The sequence below is a fragment of the Dyadobacter sp. genome, from assembly GCF_039919315.1.
GTDB lineage: Bacteria > Bacteroidota > Bacteroidia > Cytophagales > Spirosomataceae > Dyadobacter.
Map to the genome: position 1 here is coordinate 1 of NZ_JBDSFX010000019.1, position 14,698 is coordinate 14,698.

At 44.3% G+C, this 14,698-nt stretch carries 16 protein-coding genes; 5 read left to right on the forward strand and 11 right to left on the reverse strand.

Features of this window, described 5'->3' with window-relative positions:
* The 5 genes from ABIO93_RS05260 to ABIO93_RS05280 all read right to left on the reverse strand — a co-directional run.
* On the reverse strand, nt 1-2,052 hold a 2,052-nt coding region (locus ABIO93_RS05260; protein ID WP_348065174.1), incomplete at its 3' end, for a glucosidase.
* A 174-nt stretch (nt 2,053-2,226) separates the two neighbouring features.
* Nucleotides 2,227-3,948 (reverse strand): D-alanine--D-alanine ligase, encoded by a 1,722-nt coding sequence (locus tag ABIO93_RS05265; protein WP_348065176.1) that lies wholly within the window; start codon nt 3,946-3,948, stop codon nt 2,227-2,229.
* A 164-nt stretch (nt 3,949-4,112) separates the two neighbouring features.
* Complete coding sequence (locus ABIO93_RS05270; RefSeq protein WP_348065178.1) at nt 4,113-4,370, reverse strand: NifU family protein; 258 nt, start codon at nt 4,368-4,370, stop codon at nt 4,113-4,115.
* A gap of 67 nt (nt 4,371-4,437) precedes the next feature.
* On the reverse strand, nt 4,438-5,544 hold the full coding sequence (locus tag ABIO93_RS05275) for an Mrp/NBP35 family ATP-binding protein (protein WP_348065180.1): 1,107 nt from the start codon (nt 5,542-5,544) through the stop codon (nt 4,438-4,440).
* A 60-nt stretch (nt 5,545-5,604) separates the two neighbouring features.
* A complete protein-coding gene (locus ABIO93_RS05280; protein ID WP_348065182.1) occupies nt 5,605-6,606 on the reverse strand; it encodes a GSCFA domain-containing protein in 1,002 nt (333 codons plus the stop codon).
* A gap of 122 nt (nt 6,607-6,728) precedes the next feature.
* Between ABIO93_RS05280 and ABIO93_RS05285 the strand changes: the two genes are divergently transcribed.
* The 4 genes from ABIO93_RS05285 to ABIO93_RS05300 are packed head-to-tail and all read left to right on the forward strand — an operon-like array spanning nt 6,729 to nt 9,955.
* On the forward strand, nt 6,729-7,172 hold the full coding sequence (locus tag ABIO93_RS05285; protein WP_348065184.1) for a hypothetical protein: 444 nt from the start codon (nt 6,729-6,731) through the stop codon (nt 7,170-7,172).
* Nucleotides 7,162-7,305, forward strand: a complete 144-nt coding sequence (locus ABIO93_RS05290; RefSeq protein WP_348065186.1) for a hypothetical protein — start codon at nt 7,162-7,164, stop codon at nt 7,303-7,305. The genes ABIO93_RS05285 and ABIO93_RS05290 overlap by 11 nt, the downstream gene beginning before the upstream one ends.
* Nucleotides 7,302-8,156, forward strand: coding sequence for a glycoside hydrolase family 16 protein (locus ABIO93_RS05295; protein ID WP_348065188.1), 855 nt, complete (start codon nt 7,302-7,304; stop codon nt 8,154-8,156). Before ABIO93_RS05290 ends, ABIO93_RS05295 begins: the two co-directional genes overlap by 4 nt.
* 35 nt (nt 8,157-8,191) lie before the next feature.
* Nucleotides 8,192-9,955, forward strand: coding sequence for a DNA polymerase III subunit gamma/tau (locus ABIO93_RS05300; RefSeq protein WP_348065204.1), 1,764 nt, complete (start codon nt 8,192-8,194; stop codon nt 9,953-9,955).
* Here the strand turns inward: ABIO93_RS05300 and coaE are convergent.
* The 6 genes from coaE to nusB all read right to left on the reverse strand — a co-directional run bounded on the left by coaE (nt 9,952) and on the right by nusB (nt 13,719).
* Nucleotides 9,952-10,560: a dephospho-CoA kinase gene (gene coaE, locus ABIO93_RS05305; RefSeq protein ID WP_348065190.1), complete on the reverse strand. Its 609-nt coding sequence runs from the start codon at nt 10,558-10,560 to the stop codon at nt 9,952-9,954. The two genes, ABIO93_RS05300 and coaE, sit on opposite strands and share 4 nt — an antisense overlap.
* Nucleotides 10,561-10,583: 23 nt before the next feature.
* Entirely contained in the window at nt 10,584-11,276 is a 693-nt protein-coding gene (locus ABIO93_RS05310) for a hypothetical protein (RefSeq protein WP_348065192.1), read from the reverse strand.
* Nucleotides 11,277-11,383: 107 nt separating this feature from the next.
* Complete coding sequence (gene yajC / locus ABIO93_RS05315) at nt 11,384-11,686, reverse strand: preprotein translocase subunit YajC (RefSeq protein WP_348065194.1); 303 nt, start codon at nt 11,684-11,686, stop codon at nt 11,384-11,386.
* 21 nt (nt 11,687-11,707) lie between these two features.
* A complete protein-coding gene (locus tag ABIO93_RS05320) occupies nt 11,708-12,136 on the reverse strand; it encodes a DUF1573 domain-containing protein (RefSeq protein WP_348065196.1) in 429 nt (142 codons plus the stop codon).
* Nucleotides 12,137-12,144: 8 nt separating this feature from the next.
* Nucleotides 12,145-12,447 (reverse strand): YtxH domain-containing protein, encoded by a 303-nt coding sequence (locus tag ABIO93_RS05325; protein ID WP_348065198.1) that lies wholly within the window; start codon nt 12,445-12,447, stop codon nt 12,145-12,147.
* Nucleotides 12,448-12,552: 105 nt separating this feature from the next.
* Nucleotides 12,553-13,719, reverse strand: a complete 1,167-nt coding sequence (gene nusB / locus ABIO93_RS05330; protein ID WP_348065200.1) for a transcription antitermination factor NusB — start codon at nt 13,717-13,719, stop codon at nt 12,553-12,555.
* A 244-nt stretch (nt 13,720-13,963) separates the two neighbouring features.
* Between nusB and ABIO93_RS05335 the strand changes: the two genes are divergently transcribed.
* Nucleotides 13,964-14,698: ABC transporter transmembrane domain-containing protein (locus ABIO93_RS05335; protein WP_348065202.1), on the forward strand; the 735-nt coding region annotated here is incomplete at its 3' end.

The following is a 14,698-nucleotide window of genomic DNA, read 5'->3' on the forward strand; positions in this document are numbered from 1 at the left end:
CCACCGCGAGATCAATCGCGCCAGATCGGGCCGGTTTGCCAGAACCCATTCGACGCGACGCTTGAACACAGGCATTTTGTCAAGATTCTGAGGATCAAGAATTTCCACAGCAAACAATGGTATCAACCCCACAATGGAGCGCACTTTCAACAGAATGCTCTGCCCGTTCGGAATGTGAATGACGTCATAGTAGAACTGATCTTCCTCATCCCAAAGACTGATAGAAGAGTTTTTCCCGCCGATCGACTCCATGGCACCGGCAATGTGCAGAAAGTGCTCAAAGAATTTGGAGGCCATATCCTGGTAAACAGGATGCACCAGGGCTATTTCGACCGAAATTCGCAGCATATTCAGCGTATACATCGCCATCCAGCCAGTAGCGTCCGCCTGCTGCAATTTTCCACCAAAAGGCATGGGGGTAGACCGGTCAAAAACACCGATATTATCCAGACCGAGGAAGCCTCCGCTGAAAATGTTGTTACCGGTATCGTCCTTCTGGTTAACCCACCAGGTGAAGTTCAGCAGCAGTTTGTGGAATATTTTTTCGAGAAATTCAATGTCCCCTACCCCGTTATTCTGCTCCCTGTCAATCTCATACACTTTCCACGTAGCCCAGCCGTGTACCGGCGGGTTTACATCTGAAAAATTCCACTCGTATGCGGGTATCTGCCCGTTAGGATGCATATAGTACTCTCGCAGGAGGATTTCAAGCTGTCTTTTTGCAAAGTCAGCATCAACCCGTGCCAGCGGAACACAGTGGAAAGCCAGATCCCAGGCGGCAAACCATGGGTACTCCCACTTGTCGGGCATCGAGATAATGTTGGCGGCATACAAATGTTTCCACCCTGAATTACGCCCCCATTTTCGTCCCTGATTAGGACCTGGCTGTGCAGGGTCACCTTTCAGCCACTCATACACATTATAGTAGTAAAACTGCTTGCTCCAAAGCATCCCGGCGTAAGCCTGGCGCTGAATAGAACGTAGATCTGCATCCGCTACATCTTTTTGCAAGTCGTGATAAAAATCATCTGCTTCCCGGATCCGCTTGGCAAAAAGATCTTCAAATCCACCAAAAGGCTCTGAAATAGAATGATTTACAAAGCGCATTCTAAAAGTAGCACTCTCACCAGCCTTAATGGTTTTGGTAAATCTTGCCGACGCCTTGGTGCCAATGTTGTTGGGGTTGACCGTACCTGATTTCTTACCGCTCACCACGTAATCATTGATCCCGTCTTTGGGATAGGCCGTGTTATTGGCTGTACCGTAAAGCTTCTTAAAATTTGTTTCATTTTCACAAAACAAAAGCTCGTCTGCACCGTCGAGGTAGAGGTTATACTTTCCGTGTTTGCGATGGGTAACTTCAATGAGCCGGTTGGAAATACCGTTCATGATCGGCTTGTAATTGAATGCCTCATAACCCCACGACCACGTATTCCGGAACATGATGGTAGGCAAAACAGTAATAGGAGCATCTTTTGGGCCACGATTAAAAACCGTCACTTTCATCATAATGTCCTCCTCGTCCGCCTTGGCGTGCTCAATAAAAATATCGAAATATTCGTCGTTATCGAACACACCCGTGTCCATGATTTCATACTCCGGATCCTCTTTCCCGCGGCGCCCGTTTTCCTGCCTGAGCTTGTCGTACGGGAATGCGTTCTGAGGATACTTGTATAGCATTTTGGTATAGGAATGTGTCGGCGTACTATCTAAATAGTAGTACATTTCCTTCACATCTTCACCGTGGTTTGATTCTCTGTTGGTCAACCCGAAAATCCTTTCTTTCAGGATTTTGTCGTTATGGTTCCAAAATCCAAAGGAGAGGCATATATGCTGCTTATTATCTGAAAATCCGCCGATGCCGTCCTCACCCCAACGATAGGCCTTTGAATACGCCATTTCATGGGTGATATAGTTCCAGGCATCCCCGTTGCCGCTATAATCCTCTCTAACCGTTCCCCACTGGCGTTCAGACAAATAAGGTCCCCACTTTTTCCATCCCTTATTATCCTTTTGAAGGCTTAATCTTACTTTCTCAGCGCCGTGTGCCATTAATATATCAATTTTCGAAAGGAATGAATTTCACTGTAAATCAACACAATTTAAAAAACCGGCTTTCAAAAACAGCATAAACCTGCATAAACTTGAAAAAATTTAAAAAGTCCGGGAGATCGGAACCGCGATAAGCAGTCACAATCTCAGACCATCTATTTTACGAAGATCGAACTAGTTGGATACCGGGATTAGGATTGAATCAAGGGTCGAATGAACCTCTACCTCATAGTTAACTTCCCCGGCATAAAAAGCTGTGGTAGGAGCTGCTTTCACCGAAGTTTCAGCAAGCAGCGGATGCCTTTCCGTGTGCAACAAAGCCTCCACGTCCGCCACGTACTCTTTAAACATCAGCGGATTAGTCAGTTTATAAAACTTCCCGTCGGCACCATGGAGTACTGGCACCGGCTTCACTTTCCCTTCTGCATTCAGGTGGCCATATTTCAGCCTGGCCGCAACATATTCCTCATCCGATTCGCCGAATACAATCAGTTCGGAAGGTTTTTCAAGGTCTCTGTTGAAATTAATTTTGTCGTCCAGTGAATCCAAAAGCCTTCTTTGCTCCCAGGTATTTTTACCCGAACGTATCCGCTCCCGAATAGACTGCCGTATCAGGTAAGTGAGCGCCTGCGTAACATTCAACCCAATCTCTGCCATTTGCTTGAAAATGAAAGAGGTAGGCGACATTCCCGGAATGGTATTCGGGTCGTGCAGCAGAATGGTGCCGTCTTCGGTTAGAAATCCGTCGATCCGAACGCAAACATTGATTCCCAGTTGTTCAAAAACGTGCGCGATAACCTGTTGTATTTCCTGGTTTTTTTCAAGCGTTGTATCTACCGGAATTCGCTTGCGACTAGCTCCGGGCTTATATTTTGCATTAAAATCAAAGACCTTCACCATTTTGATCACTTCGCTGGGAGGCAATGCCAATGGTTTTCCATCGTTGAACTGGATACATCCGCATGAGAATTCCTGGCCGTCGATAAATTCTTCTATTAAAACCTGATCCTCTCCATTGGAACTGCTGATGAAAGCATCCTCCTGACCATCATTGAAATAATTATCCAGTTTAGTGATCAGATCGGAAGGATGGTAAACAGTTTCCCCTGAAAATACCACAGGAAAACCTATACCTTCATCCAAATTAGCCACTTTCTGTCCCCACGCCTGCTTTTCCGCACTGTCGAGCGCTTTCCAGGTATTGACATCCAGCTCTATCTGAAAAAAGCATTGATTGATAGCTCCAATGAATTCTTCAAGAGAATCTTCCTTCACAATCGCCACGCCGATAGACGAACCCTGATGTGGGGCTTTGATAACCAGCGGCAGGCCGAGGTGTTTTTTAAGTACCTGAAAAAGAATAGGATACTCGCGGGGAACCCACTGACTGAATTTCAACGTCCAGCTTTTCTTCTGCTGACCATTCACCAGCGCGATCATTTCATTTTGTAATATTTTGTCAATACCGACAGCGGAACCCATTAAGCCCGGGCCGCTGTACGGAATTCTGTACCATTCCAGCAGGCCCTGTATCGCACCATCCTCACAATCAGGACCGTGCATGGCCAAAAAAGCGAATTCGAAATGTTGTTTAAATTCTGAGGGAGCTAACAATGTGCCTATCTCGGCGGGCAATGGTTGATCAGCCAGTTCCGGAAAGGATTCAATGTATGCTTTGAAGCCATGAAGCTGAGCACTTTTCAATGGATAAAACTCCCTGATCTCAGCGGAATACATCAACTCTTTTTCTAAAAGTATAAAACGCCCGAAGCTGTCCACAAACACCGGTACCGGCTCGAAAAGGGATTTATCCAGGTACTCAAAAGCTGTCTTACCACCCGCAAATGAAATTTCCCGTTCGCGGGAGGGGCCACCAAAAAAAATTCCGATACGCATATTTAAATATCCTGATTAATGGATTTAGATCATACCTGCAATATAAGGTACTAATTGAGATGAATCAATCTCTGCCAGAATTGCGGCGGGATTTTAAACACAAAAAGCAGCCTCCGTAATAGAAGACTGCTTTTTATCTAACTAAATATAAGTTTCAGACCGTATCAGGCCAGTTCCGGAACGTTCACGGAAACCACCTTACTAACATTTGGTACCGCTTTACGGATTGACTCTTCCAGACCTGCCCGGAACGTCATTGCGCTCATTGGACAGCTTTGGCACGATCCCTGCAATTCGAGTTTGACAACTAAATCGTCGGTTAATTCAACCAATTTCACGTCACCACCGTCTGCATGCAAATAAGGACGTACCGAATCGAGTGCCTGCTCGATTAGTTCAATTGTTTTTTCTTTTGAATCCATTGTTAAAAATCTATATGCTAAGATGCAAGATTATATTCTAAAAATCAAATCAATAATAGACTTCCACCTAAACCTGTATCTCTACCGGAAGGGTTTTTTCTCGGGTAGCATTGCGGATCGCGACCTGCTGGGCCAACGATTCGGCGGCATCCCGGAATGCATCGTTCACAATCGGATTCGAGTCCATGACCGCAGGACGTCCCTCATCTCCCGCTTCCCTGATCCCCTGTACCAGCGGTATCTGTCCAATCAGCGGGACATTAAATTTATCAGCCAGCGCTTGCCCACCACCTTTTCCAAAAATATGGTATTGATGATCCGGTAATTCCTCAGGCGTAAACCATGCCATATTTTCAATGATACCCAGAATCGGAACATTGATCTGCGGCTGACGGAACATGGACAAACCTTTAATAGCATCGGCCAGAGCCACTTTTTGCGGTGTGGTCACGATTACAGCACCGGTTACCGGCACGGTTTGCACCAAAGTCAGGTGAATGTCGCTTGTTCCGGGAGGCAGGTCGATTAAAAGATAATCCAGATCGCCCCAATCGGTATCGCCGAAAAACTGCTTCAATGCCTGGCTGGCCATGGGACCCCTCCATACCACCGCGCTATCGGCCGGCGTGAGGAAACCTATGGATATCATTTTGATCCCGTACTGATGGATCGGATTGATATAATTCTTCCCGTCTTTGGGTGTAATGGTCGGTTGCATATTTTCCGCCCCGAACATAAGCGGTATCGACGGCCCTGATATGTCTGCATCAATGATACCCACTTTCGCTCCTGAACGATGCAAGGCCATTGCCAGGTTGGCGGTAACTGTCGATTTCCCTACCCCTCCTTTTCCTGATGATATCGCGATTACATTTTTAACTCCCGGGATCAGCGGCCCATTCTGCCGAGTCGAAGTAACATTGGCCGTAAGCTTGATAACGACTTCCACATCCGGACTCAAATGCTCATGGATAGCCGCTTCACAATTCCTTTTGATCAATTCTTTCAACGGGCAGGCTGGCGTGGTCAATACAACTGTAAAACGCACCTGATTAACCCCAATCTCAATATCCTGAATCATTCCCAGCGTCACCAGATCCTTTTTCAGGTCAGGTTCCTCCACGGTACTCAATGCCTGTAAAACTTTTTCTTTATTGATTGTAAATTCTCCCATTATACCTTTTACGTACTTTGTCTTAATTCTGTTCAACACCAAATGTGCTCAATGAGTTTGTTACGAAACAGGAAATTCTCTGATTCTCTTTTCAATTTCTTCCAATTCAGCAGACACGTCCATATTTCGGGAAAGCGCATTCAGCTTGCTCCATAACGATTTGAGTAGTTTCAGCTGGCTTTTTGTAAACCCGTGCAATGGCCGGTGCCCGATTGTTTGCTTCACCGCATCCCATTCCTTCATGAATGCCTGCGCATCGGTATCGATAAATGCTGCCCCAAAACCATTGAAAATATACTGCTGCGCAATTTTGTTCGGATGTATCATATCCTCCTCGTAAAACCTGTAATCGCGCAATTCGTCGATCATGATCTCATAGGAAGGAAAATATTCCACCTGCTTATACTTTTCGCTAAGCTTGTGACAAACCAGTCGCAATGTTGACTTACTTACCTGGTTCAATGGCAATGAATCACGCGTATGGCGTACGGGGCTCACGGTCATCACTATGCGAAGGTCCCTCTTGAAAGTCTGTAATTTCTGGATCAATTGCTCCCAGGCAATGCTGATCTGATCGGGGTGCAGCAGCTCTTTTATAAATTTCTCTCCCGGAAGTTTGTGACAATTACCAATGATCTGGTTTGTCTGGCGGTGGCGGTAAGCGTAAGCGGTGCCGAACGTAATAACGAGCACATCGGCTTGTTTCAAAAACCGTCTAATGTCAGTTAATTTGTCCGTAATGCTAGTTTCCAGTTCGTTTTTATCCTGACTCCATTGCGACGAATGAAAATCGTGATGCAACCAGATCTGGTCAGGATTCTGTAAATATAATGCCTGATTCGGTGCCTTATCTTCAATGGCTGTATCCAATATTTTACTGATAGCCAGTGGATTAAAGACAGTACCGAGCGGGTTATTAAGCACTTCAAATTTATAATCTCCTAGCTGCGAGCCCAGTACTTCCGCAAAACATGAGCCGATTGTCATTATTTTGGAATGGTGGCTGATCTTCCATTCGGACGGTGTAATACTAACTTCGGTACTTAACTTGATTTCCTTCATTCATCTCCCAATAGGTCCTCTGCAAAATTAGCATGATTTGTTCGGCCTAGCACCCTACCCATTTCGTCTCTCCCGGAAAAACACTATGTTTGATTAAAATTACACACACTTATTCTCCTAAAATGAACGAGCATTCCTACCCCTTTACGCTTTCGCGTCGAGAATTTTGTTATGAATTTGTTAGTGTTAGTGCTGAGAAAGAAGTAAAAAAGGTTGTTAAATTAAGTCAAACAAACTTGCCAAATGTTTACAATCTCGCATTGTTTGATGAACTTGATACTGGTAAATTATGTGATATGGCCGAGAGCAACAACAATGACTTGAAGACCATTCTCGCAACCGTCATAAAAATAATTGAAGATTTTTTAGATAGGTCCCCTAAATGTTTTGTCGCCTTTCGAGGTAGTGATCAGCGTCGCCAAAGGCTTTACAGAATTGTTATAGCGAGGGAATTGTCTGAAATTATCGAAAATTTTGAGGTCTTTGGAGGAATTGAAACTCAAATTTTTTTATTCAAACCTAATGTAGATTATGAATTTTATCTGATATCAAAACATGAAAACTAAAAAAGACTATCAATCAGCGCCTAGACTTACAGGTGAACAGATCGTGGATAAAAAATTAAAGGAAATGAATGAGCTCCTTTCGAAGGTTGATCTTTCCAAATTACCTACCAGACAGACTAGCAATCAGAAATGAGAAATCTTTCTTTAATAGTCAATGGTATAATTTTGACTATTTTGGCTGGTACTCAGGCTTGCTCGCAACCTTCTGAACCAACTGCCAAAATTGAACAGAAAATTTACGAATTCAGCACCACCCCATCCTGGCAGGATGAATTCAATACTCCCGGTAAGCCCGAAGCTGCCAAATGGGGCTACGACATGGGCGATCATGGCTGGGGCAATCATGAACTGGAAGATTACACCGACAAAATCGCTAATGCCAAAGTGGAGGGCGGGAACCTCATTATCACTGCCATCAAAGAAAAGTCCGGCAAGCTGGAACATAGCTCCGCACGTTTGGTATCGAAAGGAAAAGGCGATTTTCTGTATGGAAAATTTGAAATTAAAGCCAAATTACCAAAAGGGAGAGGTACCTGGCCTGCCATATGGATGCTGGCTAGTGGAAATGGGTACGGCAACAAGGGCTGGCCGGATAATGGTGAAATCGACATCATGGAGCATGTAGGCTTCGATCATGGCAAAGTCCACGGCAATGTTCATACCAAGGCTTTCAACCATACGATCGGCACTAACAAAGGGAATAATATCATTGTCGACAACGTCTCAGAAGAATTTCACATTTACTCCTGCGAGTGGACACCTGATTCAGTTTCTATTCTGGTGGACGGGAAATCTTATTTTACATTCAAAAAAGAAGCCGGTTACCAATGGCAGCAATGGCCTTTCGACAAACCTTTTCATTTAATTTTAAATATAGCTGTCGGAGGTGACTGGGGAGGGCAAAAGGGCGTGGATGACAGCATTTTCCCTCAAAAAATGGAGGTCGATTACGTTCGCGTTTACCCGCTTGTCGAGAAAAAGTAACTTTGAAATTCCAGTGCATGGGAGTATCTTGCGCCATGGATCATTTCGTTGTTTCGGCCAGGAAGTATCGTCCCGTCACCTTTGATTCGGTGGTTGGCCAATCACACATCACTACCACATTAAAAAACGCAATTCGCACCAATCACCTCGCGCAAGCCTTTCTTTTTTGCGGTCCGAGAGGTGTGGGAAAAACTACATGTGCGCGAATTTTAGCCAAAACAATTAACTGCCAGAACCTTGGGGACGATGTAGAAGCGTGCGGCGAATGTGAATCCTGTGTCAGCTTTCAAAACAATGCATCTTTCAACATTCACGAGCTGGATGCTGCTTCCAATAACTCAGTCGAAGATATCCGTAACCTCATCGACCAGGTTCGTTATCCTCCCCAGACTGGAAAATATAAAATTTACATCATTGATGAGGTTCACATGCTTTCTCAGGCTGCATTCAATGCATTCCTGAAAACATTGGAGGAACCGCCGGGTTATGCCATTTTCATCTTGGCAACAACTGAAAAACATAAAATTCTGCCGACCATTCTTTCCCGGTGTCAGATCTTTGATTTTAATAGAATACAGCCGAAAGATATTGCTTACCACCTGGCGGATATCGCTAAAAAAGAGGGCATTGAAACTGAAAAAGAGGCACTGGAACTGATCGGACAAAAAGCAGACGGTGGTCTTCGTGACGCGCTTTCCATGTTCGATTTGAATGTCACTTTTTCAACCAATAATCATCTTACCTATGCAGCGGTACTCGAAAACCTGCATATACTGGACTATGATTATTACTTCAAAATCACCGACGCATTGACCGCAGGCAGCATAGCCCGGTCATTGGTATTGTTTGACGAGATCTTACGCAAAGGCTTTGACGGACATTTGTTCGTGGTAGGGTTACTGGAACATTTCAGGAATTTGCTGGTTGGGAAAGATCCTATTACTGTGACGCTTTTGCAGGTTTCAGAGTCAGCCGAACGCAAATATCAGGAACAGTCTGCGATGGCGGATATGAGTTTCCTACTGTCCGCGCTCAGTATTGCCAGCCAATGTGACATCAATTACAAATCAGCCAAAAACCAGCGTTTGCACGTCGAGCTTTGTCTCATGAAGCTCGCCAATTTGCCAAATGTTCTTCAACTTAATTCACTTGCGGCCGTTGATGAAACGGCAAAAAAAAAAGTTGAGCCACAACAACAGCCATTAAATTCGCAACATTCTGCTCCTGTTACGCCGCAATCGAATGGTGCTTCCAGTAACGGAAATGCTTACGTACCGCCGCCACAGCCCACACCGATTGCCCCTGCTGCACCTTCAAGGCTGAAAACCACAATTCCGCTCACTGCTACCGCTCCGGTAGCCAGCCAATCGGTTAAGGAAACCGTTACAACCCAAAACGATTACGCCGCCGCAGCCACCGCTAATGTCAAAAAAGAGGTTTTGACCTTTGAAACGCTCCAAAGGCTTTGGTACGAATTCGCAGAAAAGAGACAACAGGCCGGAAACTCGACTACCGAAGAAATTACATTAAGGAGGGAATTCAAACTCGAAGGTACCACCATTGAAATCGCGCTCGACAACACGCACCAGCTGGAAGCGATCCAGAATATGCGTTACGATCTGCTGGGTTTTCTAAAAAGTCGTATCGATGCCCCTAAATTGGATGTTAACCCCAGAGTAGCACCCCAGGAAGTAAACCGGCTTCCTTATACTCCTGCCGAGAAATTTAATTATATGGCTGAAAAGAACCCCTATCTGCTGGAATTGAAGCAGGCACTGGGATTGGATGTAGATTTCTAACGATTTTTCGCTTCTTCCAAAAACCGCTGATGTAATTGCAAAACTTGTGGGATCAAAGCAGAGGTTTCGTCATTCGTAATCATGAAATCTGCGATTTCTTTTCGGACTTCATCCGAAACCTGGCGTTTCATAATCGCCCTGATTTCCGGCTCGCTGCGATTATCCCTTTGCAGAATCCTTTTCACTCTGAGATCTTCCGGGGACTCCACCATGATCACATAATCCAGTGCATTGCCCTGCCCTGCCGCCTTCATAATGGCTGCTTCTTTGAGTACATAAGGGGAATTTGCATGGTGAGCAACCCAAAGTTGCGTATCCCGCATTACGACGGGGTGGATAATGGCATTCAGGCTGTTGAGCAATTCCGCATCCTTGAAAACCACCGAGGCCACAAACGAAGTATTATATAGACCTTCCGAATCGTATGCCTCGTTGCCAAGCAATGCTGTTACTTTTTCCCTTATCCCGCTATCATGATTGGTAAGCCATTTGGCACGGGAGTCGGCATAGTAAACCGGAATTTCGAGGCAGGCAAATACCTGACAGACCATGCTTTTGCCGGAACCAATACCGCCGGTAACCCCTATTTGAAGTGGAAGTGACATGGATTCAGGGAGATATGGTTTAGCTACTGGGGAGCATCATTGAGATACTGTGCAACTTCAAAACTGACATACACGTCCCGATGGCTCACTTCTACCAACGGAGAAACTGGTAATGGAATAGGCAGGCTTTCGTCGAAATTATTCTGAATTTTCGGAACGGGGATCGAAATGCGAATGGTATCAGGATAAGTGCGGATCAATGACACAGGTCCGTCCACCGAGATCAGCGATGGGGACACATTGATAATGCTTGAAATTACATACCCGTCGCGGATGTTAATACTGGCACTATCCACCCGGATCGGAATGATTTTCCTGATCTTGCTCTCGAAATTGAGTTCAAATGTATCCGCGATGACGTAGTTGACATGCAGATTAGGGAAAAGCTCTGTGATCTGGTCCGTCAGGGTTGTTGAATTGATAAAGCTTGCTTCATTAGGATTCAAAACCTTGTATACGACCGGATTAGCATTAAAATTGAGCCATGATTTTTGAAGTAAGGTCCAACCGTCACCCGATACATTTACTGAAATTCTCTTGGGCAGCGGCTGCATGGGAACGAATGCGGAATTATCGTACTCAATTTCCAGCGGGTAATTCAGCTTGATTGAATAGTTATCCTTATTCAACACATTCATTAACCAAAAAAAAGAGGCGGCCAAAATGCATACGAAGAATGTTTTGATCCTGTTCTGGCCTGACGGTACGTTACTCACAGCAAATTAAAATGGGCATACATCCGAAGATGTATGCTGTTCATAAATTATTTATTCATTACTAAACAGCGATCTCAAAGTAACGAACAAATATTCATTACGAGAATTTATCCTGCAATAGTACGCGAGATAGCTGATTTATCAACTGTTAACTTTACTCCTTTATCCAGTTCCAATGTAACTGTCGCTTCTTCAACCGTATAAATGCGGGCATGAACCCCTCCGATCGTAACCACCTGATCGCCTTTTTTAAGATTATTAAGCAGTTCTTTCTGATCTTTTTGCTTTTTCTGCTGCGGGCGTATCATGAAAAAATAAAACACGCCGATGATACCGACCCACATCACAACCTGGTAGATCATACCTTGTGAGCCGCTTGCTCCTGCTTGTGCTAATAACGAAAAATTCATTGTAGAGATAGATTAGAAAGTTTATTTTGTTGGTGTGGAATTGACGATTCCTTTGAGCCTCAGCTCCGAGTAAGCTGGCTCCGTGTTGGCATAAACCGTAATGGTTTTCACCTGCGGCCCCGACTTGTGCTTGCTGTCAAAACGTACTTTAATGCTCGATGTCTGTTTCGGACCGATTGGCTCTTTGGGCCATTCTGGCGTGGTACAGCCACAAGAAGAGGTAATGTTGTTCAGGATCAGCGGATATGCTCCATCATTGCGAAATTTGAAATTATGTTCAACAATGGCTCCCTCCTGAATCGTACCAAAATCAAAAGAGGCGCTATCAATCAAAGCAAAAACAGGCATTTTTGAATCTGCCTGTTTCGCTTCATTGTTATCTTCTTTTTTGGAGCAACCGGAAAAAACCAATGCGATTCCTAACAAAACACAAATGGATATTTTTTTCATATCGGTAATTAATTGGACTGACCTTTGATCTGAGCCATCAGGCGGTCTACATCTTCGAGCAGCTTTTCCGCCTTTTCACGGGCATCACTAACAACGCGCTCGCCTTCCGTTCTGGCAAAACTGTCAGGTTGGTCTTTCTTATCAACCATATCCTGAATCACACCTTCCAATTTCTCTCTGTATTTGGACAATCTGTAAGTCAGCTGGGTACGAAGAACTTTCCCTTTGTCGGGTGCATAAAGAATCCCCAATGCAGCGCCTGTGACACAACCTGTCACAAATGCGATTAAACTATTACTGGTTTTACTCATGATTTGTTAAGTTTTAGCTGTTGCTGCGGCCATCAGCCTTTTTGATATTGTTTAGTTCTCAAAAATTATTCCATGCTGTAAAACCTGTATAACTTTCAAAAGCTATTATTTATTATCAATCAATCCGCGCCCGCTCTTTCTGATCACTCCTTCTTTCGCCAGCTTCACAGAAAGCACGTCCAGGACGCCATTTACAAACTTACCACTTTTTGGGGTACTGTACCTTTTTGCAATTTCAATAAACTCGTTAATCGTCACTTTCACTGGAATACCCGGAAAATGGATCAATTCCGCCAATGCAGTTTTCAGTATAATCAAATCTACAAGAGCAACCCTTTCCAGTTCCCAGTTTTTAAGCTGATCGTCGAGATACATATCGTATTGATCACTTTCAGCGACCACGATCCGGCATAACTCTTCAACGAAGAACCGGTCTTCTTCCCAATCCTTGGTCAGAGGGGCCAGATGAAAAGTTTCACTGCTATCTGCTGATTTCAATGTTTTAATAGCCAAGCTGCGGATCAGTTCGTTATGATCGCTCCAATAGAGGTCACGCTGCTCGAAATAATCCAGCGGAACTTCGTGCTTTAAGATAACCTGTCTTAAAATATATTGAACAATGGCCTGATCCTCTTCCGGTGTGTGCGAAGTTTGTCTGCAATAAGCTTCGTACTCCGCATCTTTCCTTAGCGCTTCACGATATGTTTTCCTCACGAGGTTCATTTCGTTACTCCAGTTGATGCCGTTCCTGATAATCTCTTCTTCGAGATTCTTATCCTCTATTAGCACCCGCAAAACTCTGTTTGTGTCTAATCCTGAGTCCTTTGGAAAAGGAAATTCAGGATCGTCATATCTTCTTTCACGGTCAATTTTTGACTGATGCGCCATTTCAATGATCATTGAAAGAACCCGTACAAAATCTACATGGATCGACTCTGTTTCATTCAATACCCTCCTTACCATTTTCTCTCCATCCGTAGCAGTTTGCCGACTGTAGGCCTGAAATGCGCTGCGGGCAACTTTTATAACTCGCTCCGGAAGTTCCTCATCCTCATTGAGTTTTCCATGCTTAATGAATTCATCCAGCGCAATTCCTGCCAGACGTTTCATTTCCGCCAATTTCTGCCGGTCCTGAAATTGCATGGAGTTGAGATCCGGTGCAAAAGCCTCATCAATGTGATCTAATGCGAGCAAACGGTTGGCGTCTGTCGTTAGTTGTCTTGCGTAAAGCGCCTGGACCGCCTTGGTTCTTAATAATCTTCTATTCAGCATAAGCCCGAACACTAATTGGATAAAAGGTACAGTAAATCAAAGAACGTTTTTGCATGTATAGCAAGGTTATTCATTTAGTATACCCCGCATTTGTTTTAAAATTGACCGCAAAATTAGACTATTTTGTTTAGAATCGAAAAAATGAAACACCGCCTTTTAATTTTGCAACGTTTTAAAGGAATAGGATGTTGGTTTGTGACAGCCCCGCATCTGTTTGAAATCTCAGGCCTAAAAGTTTTATCGAGTGAAAGCATTAAAGTACCTCAACCAGTACTTATGGAAATACAAGTGGTATCTCATTTTGGGAATCATTTTTACCATTATTTCTAATCTTTTTGGCATCATTCCTGCACAGCTGGTGCGCTACGCCCTCGATCTGGTAATTGAAACCCTCGATATCTATTACCTTTTCAATGGAGCTTCCCTTCAAAGCGGGATGTACGATATTTTTGCTTTCAGTATCTTGCTGTATGGCCTGCTGATCTTGCTGATGGCTTTATTGAAAGGAATTTTTCTGTTCCTCGTCCGGCAAACCATCATTGTGATGTCGCGGCACATTGAATTTGAGCTAAAAAATGACATTTACCAACATTACCAGACGTTACCGGCCAGTTTTTTCAGACGCCACAACACCGGCGATTTAATGGCACGCATATCCGAAGACGTCAGCAATGTCAGGATATATGTTGGGCCAGCGCTGATGTACGGCATTAACCTCATTGTGCTTTTCATCCTCGTCATTTCCTATATGGCATCTGTCAGCACCAAGCTGACATTTTACGTATTGCTGCCCTTGCCTGTGCTGTCGATCAGCGTTTATGTGGTCAACAGCATCATTATGAAACGCTCTCAGGAAATCCAAAAACAACTCTCAGGACTTTCAACATACGTTCAGGAAGCTTTTTCAGGGATACGGGTTATCAAATCTTTTGTTCAGGAAGATCATTCTTTTTCCAATTTCCAAAAAGAGGCAGAAAGT

Bases quoted from the DNA above. Each gene is read 5' to 3' on its own strand.
- ABIO93_RS05280 (WP_348065182.1), bottom strand. From the start codon at position 6,606: ATGAAGGAAATCAAGTTAAGTACCGAAGTTAGTATTACACCGTCCGAA.
- ABIO93_RS05320 (WP_348065196.1), bottom strand. From the start codon at position 12,136: ATGAAAAAAATATCCATTTGTGTTTTGTTAGGAATCGCATTGGTTTTT.
- yajC (WP_348065194.1), bottom strand. From the start codon at position 11,686: ATGAATTTTTCGTTATTAGCACAAGCAGGAGCAAGCGGCTCACAAGGT.
- ABIO93_RS05270 (WP_348065178.1), bottom strand. From the start codon at position 4,370: ATGGATTCAAAAGAAAAAACAATTGAACTAATCGAGCAGGCACTCGAT.
- nusB (WP_348065200.1), bottom strand. From the start codon at position 13,719: ATGCTGAATAGAAGATTATTAAGAACCAAGGCGGTCCAGGCGCTTTAC.
- ABIO93_RS05285 (WP_348065184.1), top strand. From the start codon at position 6,729: ATGAACGAGCATTCCTACCCCTTTACGCTTTCGCGTCGAGAATTTTGT.
- ABIO93_RS05275 (WP_348065180.1), bottom strand. From the start codon at position 5,544: ATGGGAGAATTTACAATCAATAAAGAAAAAGTTTTACAGGCATTGAGT.
- ABIO93_RS05325 (WP_348065198.1), bottom strand. From the start codon at position 12,447: ATGAGTAAAACCAGTAATAGTTTAATCGCATTTGTGACAGGTTGTGTC.
- coaE (WP_348065190.1), bottom strand. From the start codon at position 10,560: ATGTCACTTCCACTTCAAATAGGGGTTACCGGCGGTATTGGTTCCGGC.
- ABIO93_RS05265 (WP_348065176.1), bottom strand. From the start codon at position 3,948: ATGCGTATCGGAATTTTTTTTGGTGGCCCCTCCCGCGAACGGGAAATT.
- ABIO93_RS05295 (WP_348065188.1), top strand. From the start codon at position 7,302: ATGAGAAATCTTTCTTTAATAGTCAATGGTATAATTTTGACTATTTTG.
- ABIO93_RS05300 (WP_348065204.1), top strand. From the start codon at position 8,192: ATGGATCATTTCGTTGTTTCGGCCAGGAAGTATCGTCCCGTCACCTTT.
- ABIO93_RS05290 (WP_348065186.1), top strand. From the start codon at position 7,162: ATGAAAACTAAAAAAGACTATCAATCAGCGCCTAGACTTACAGGTGAA.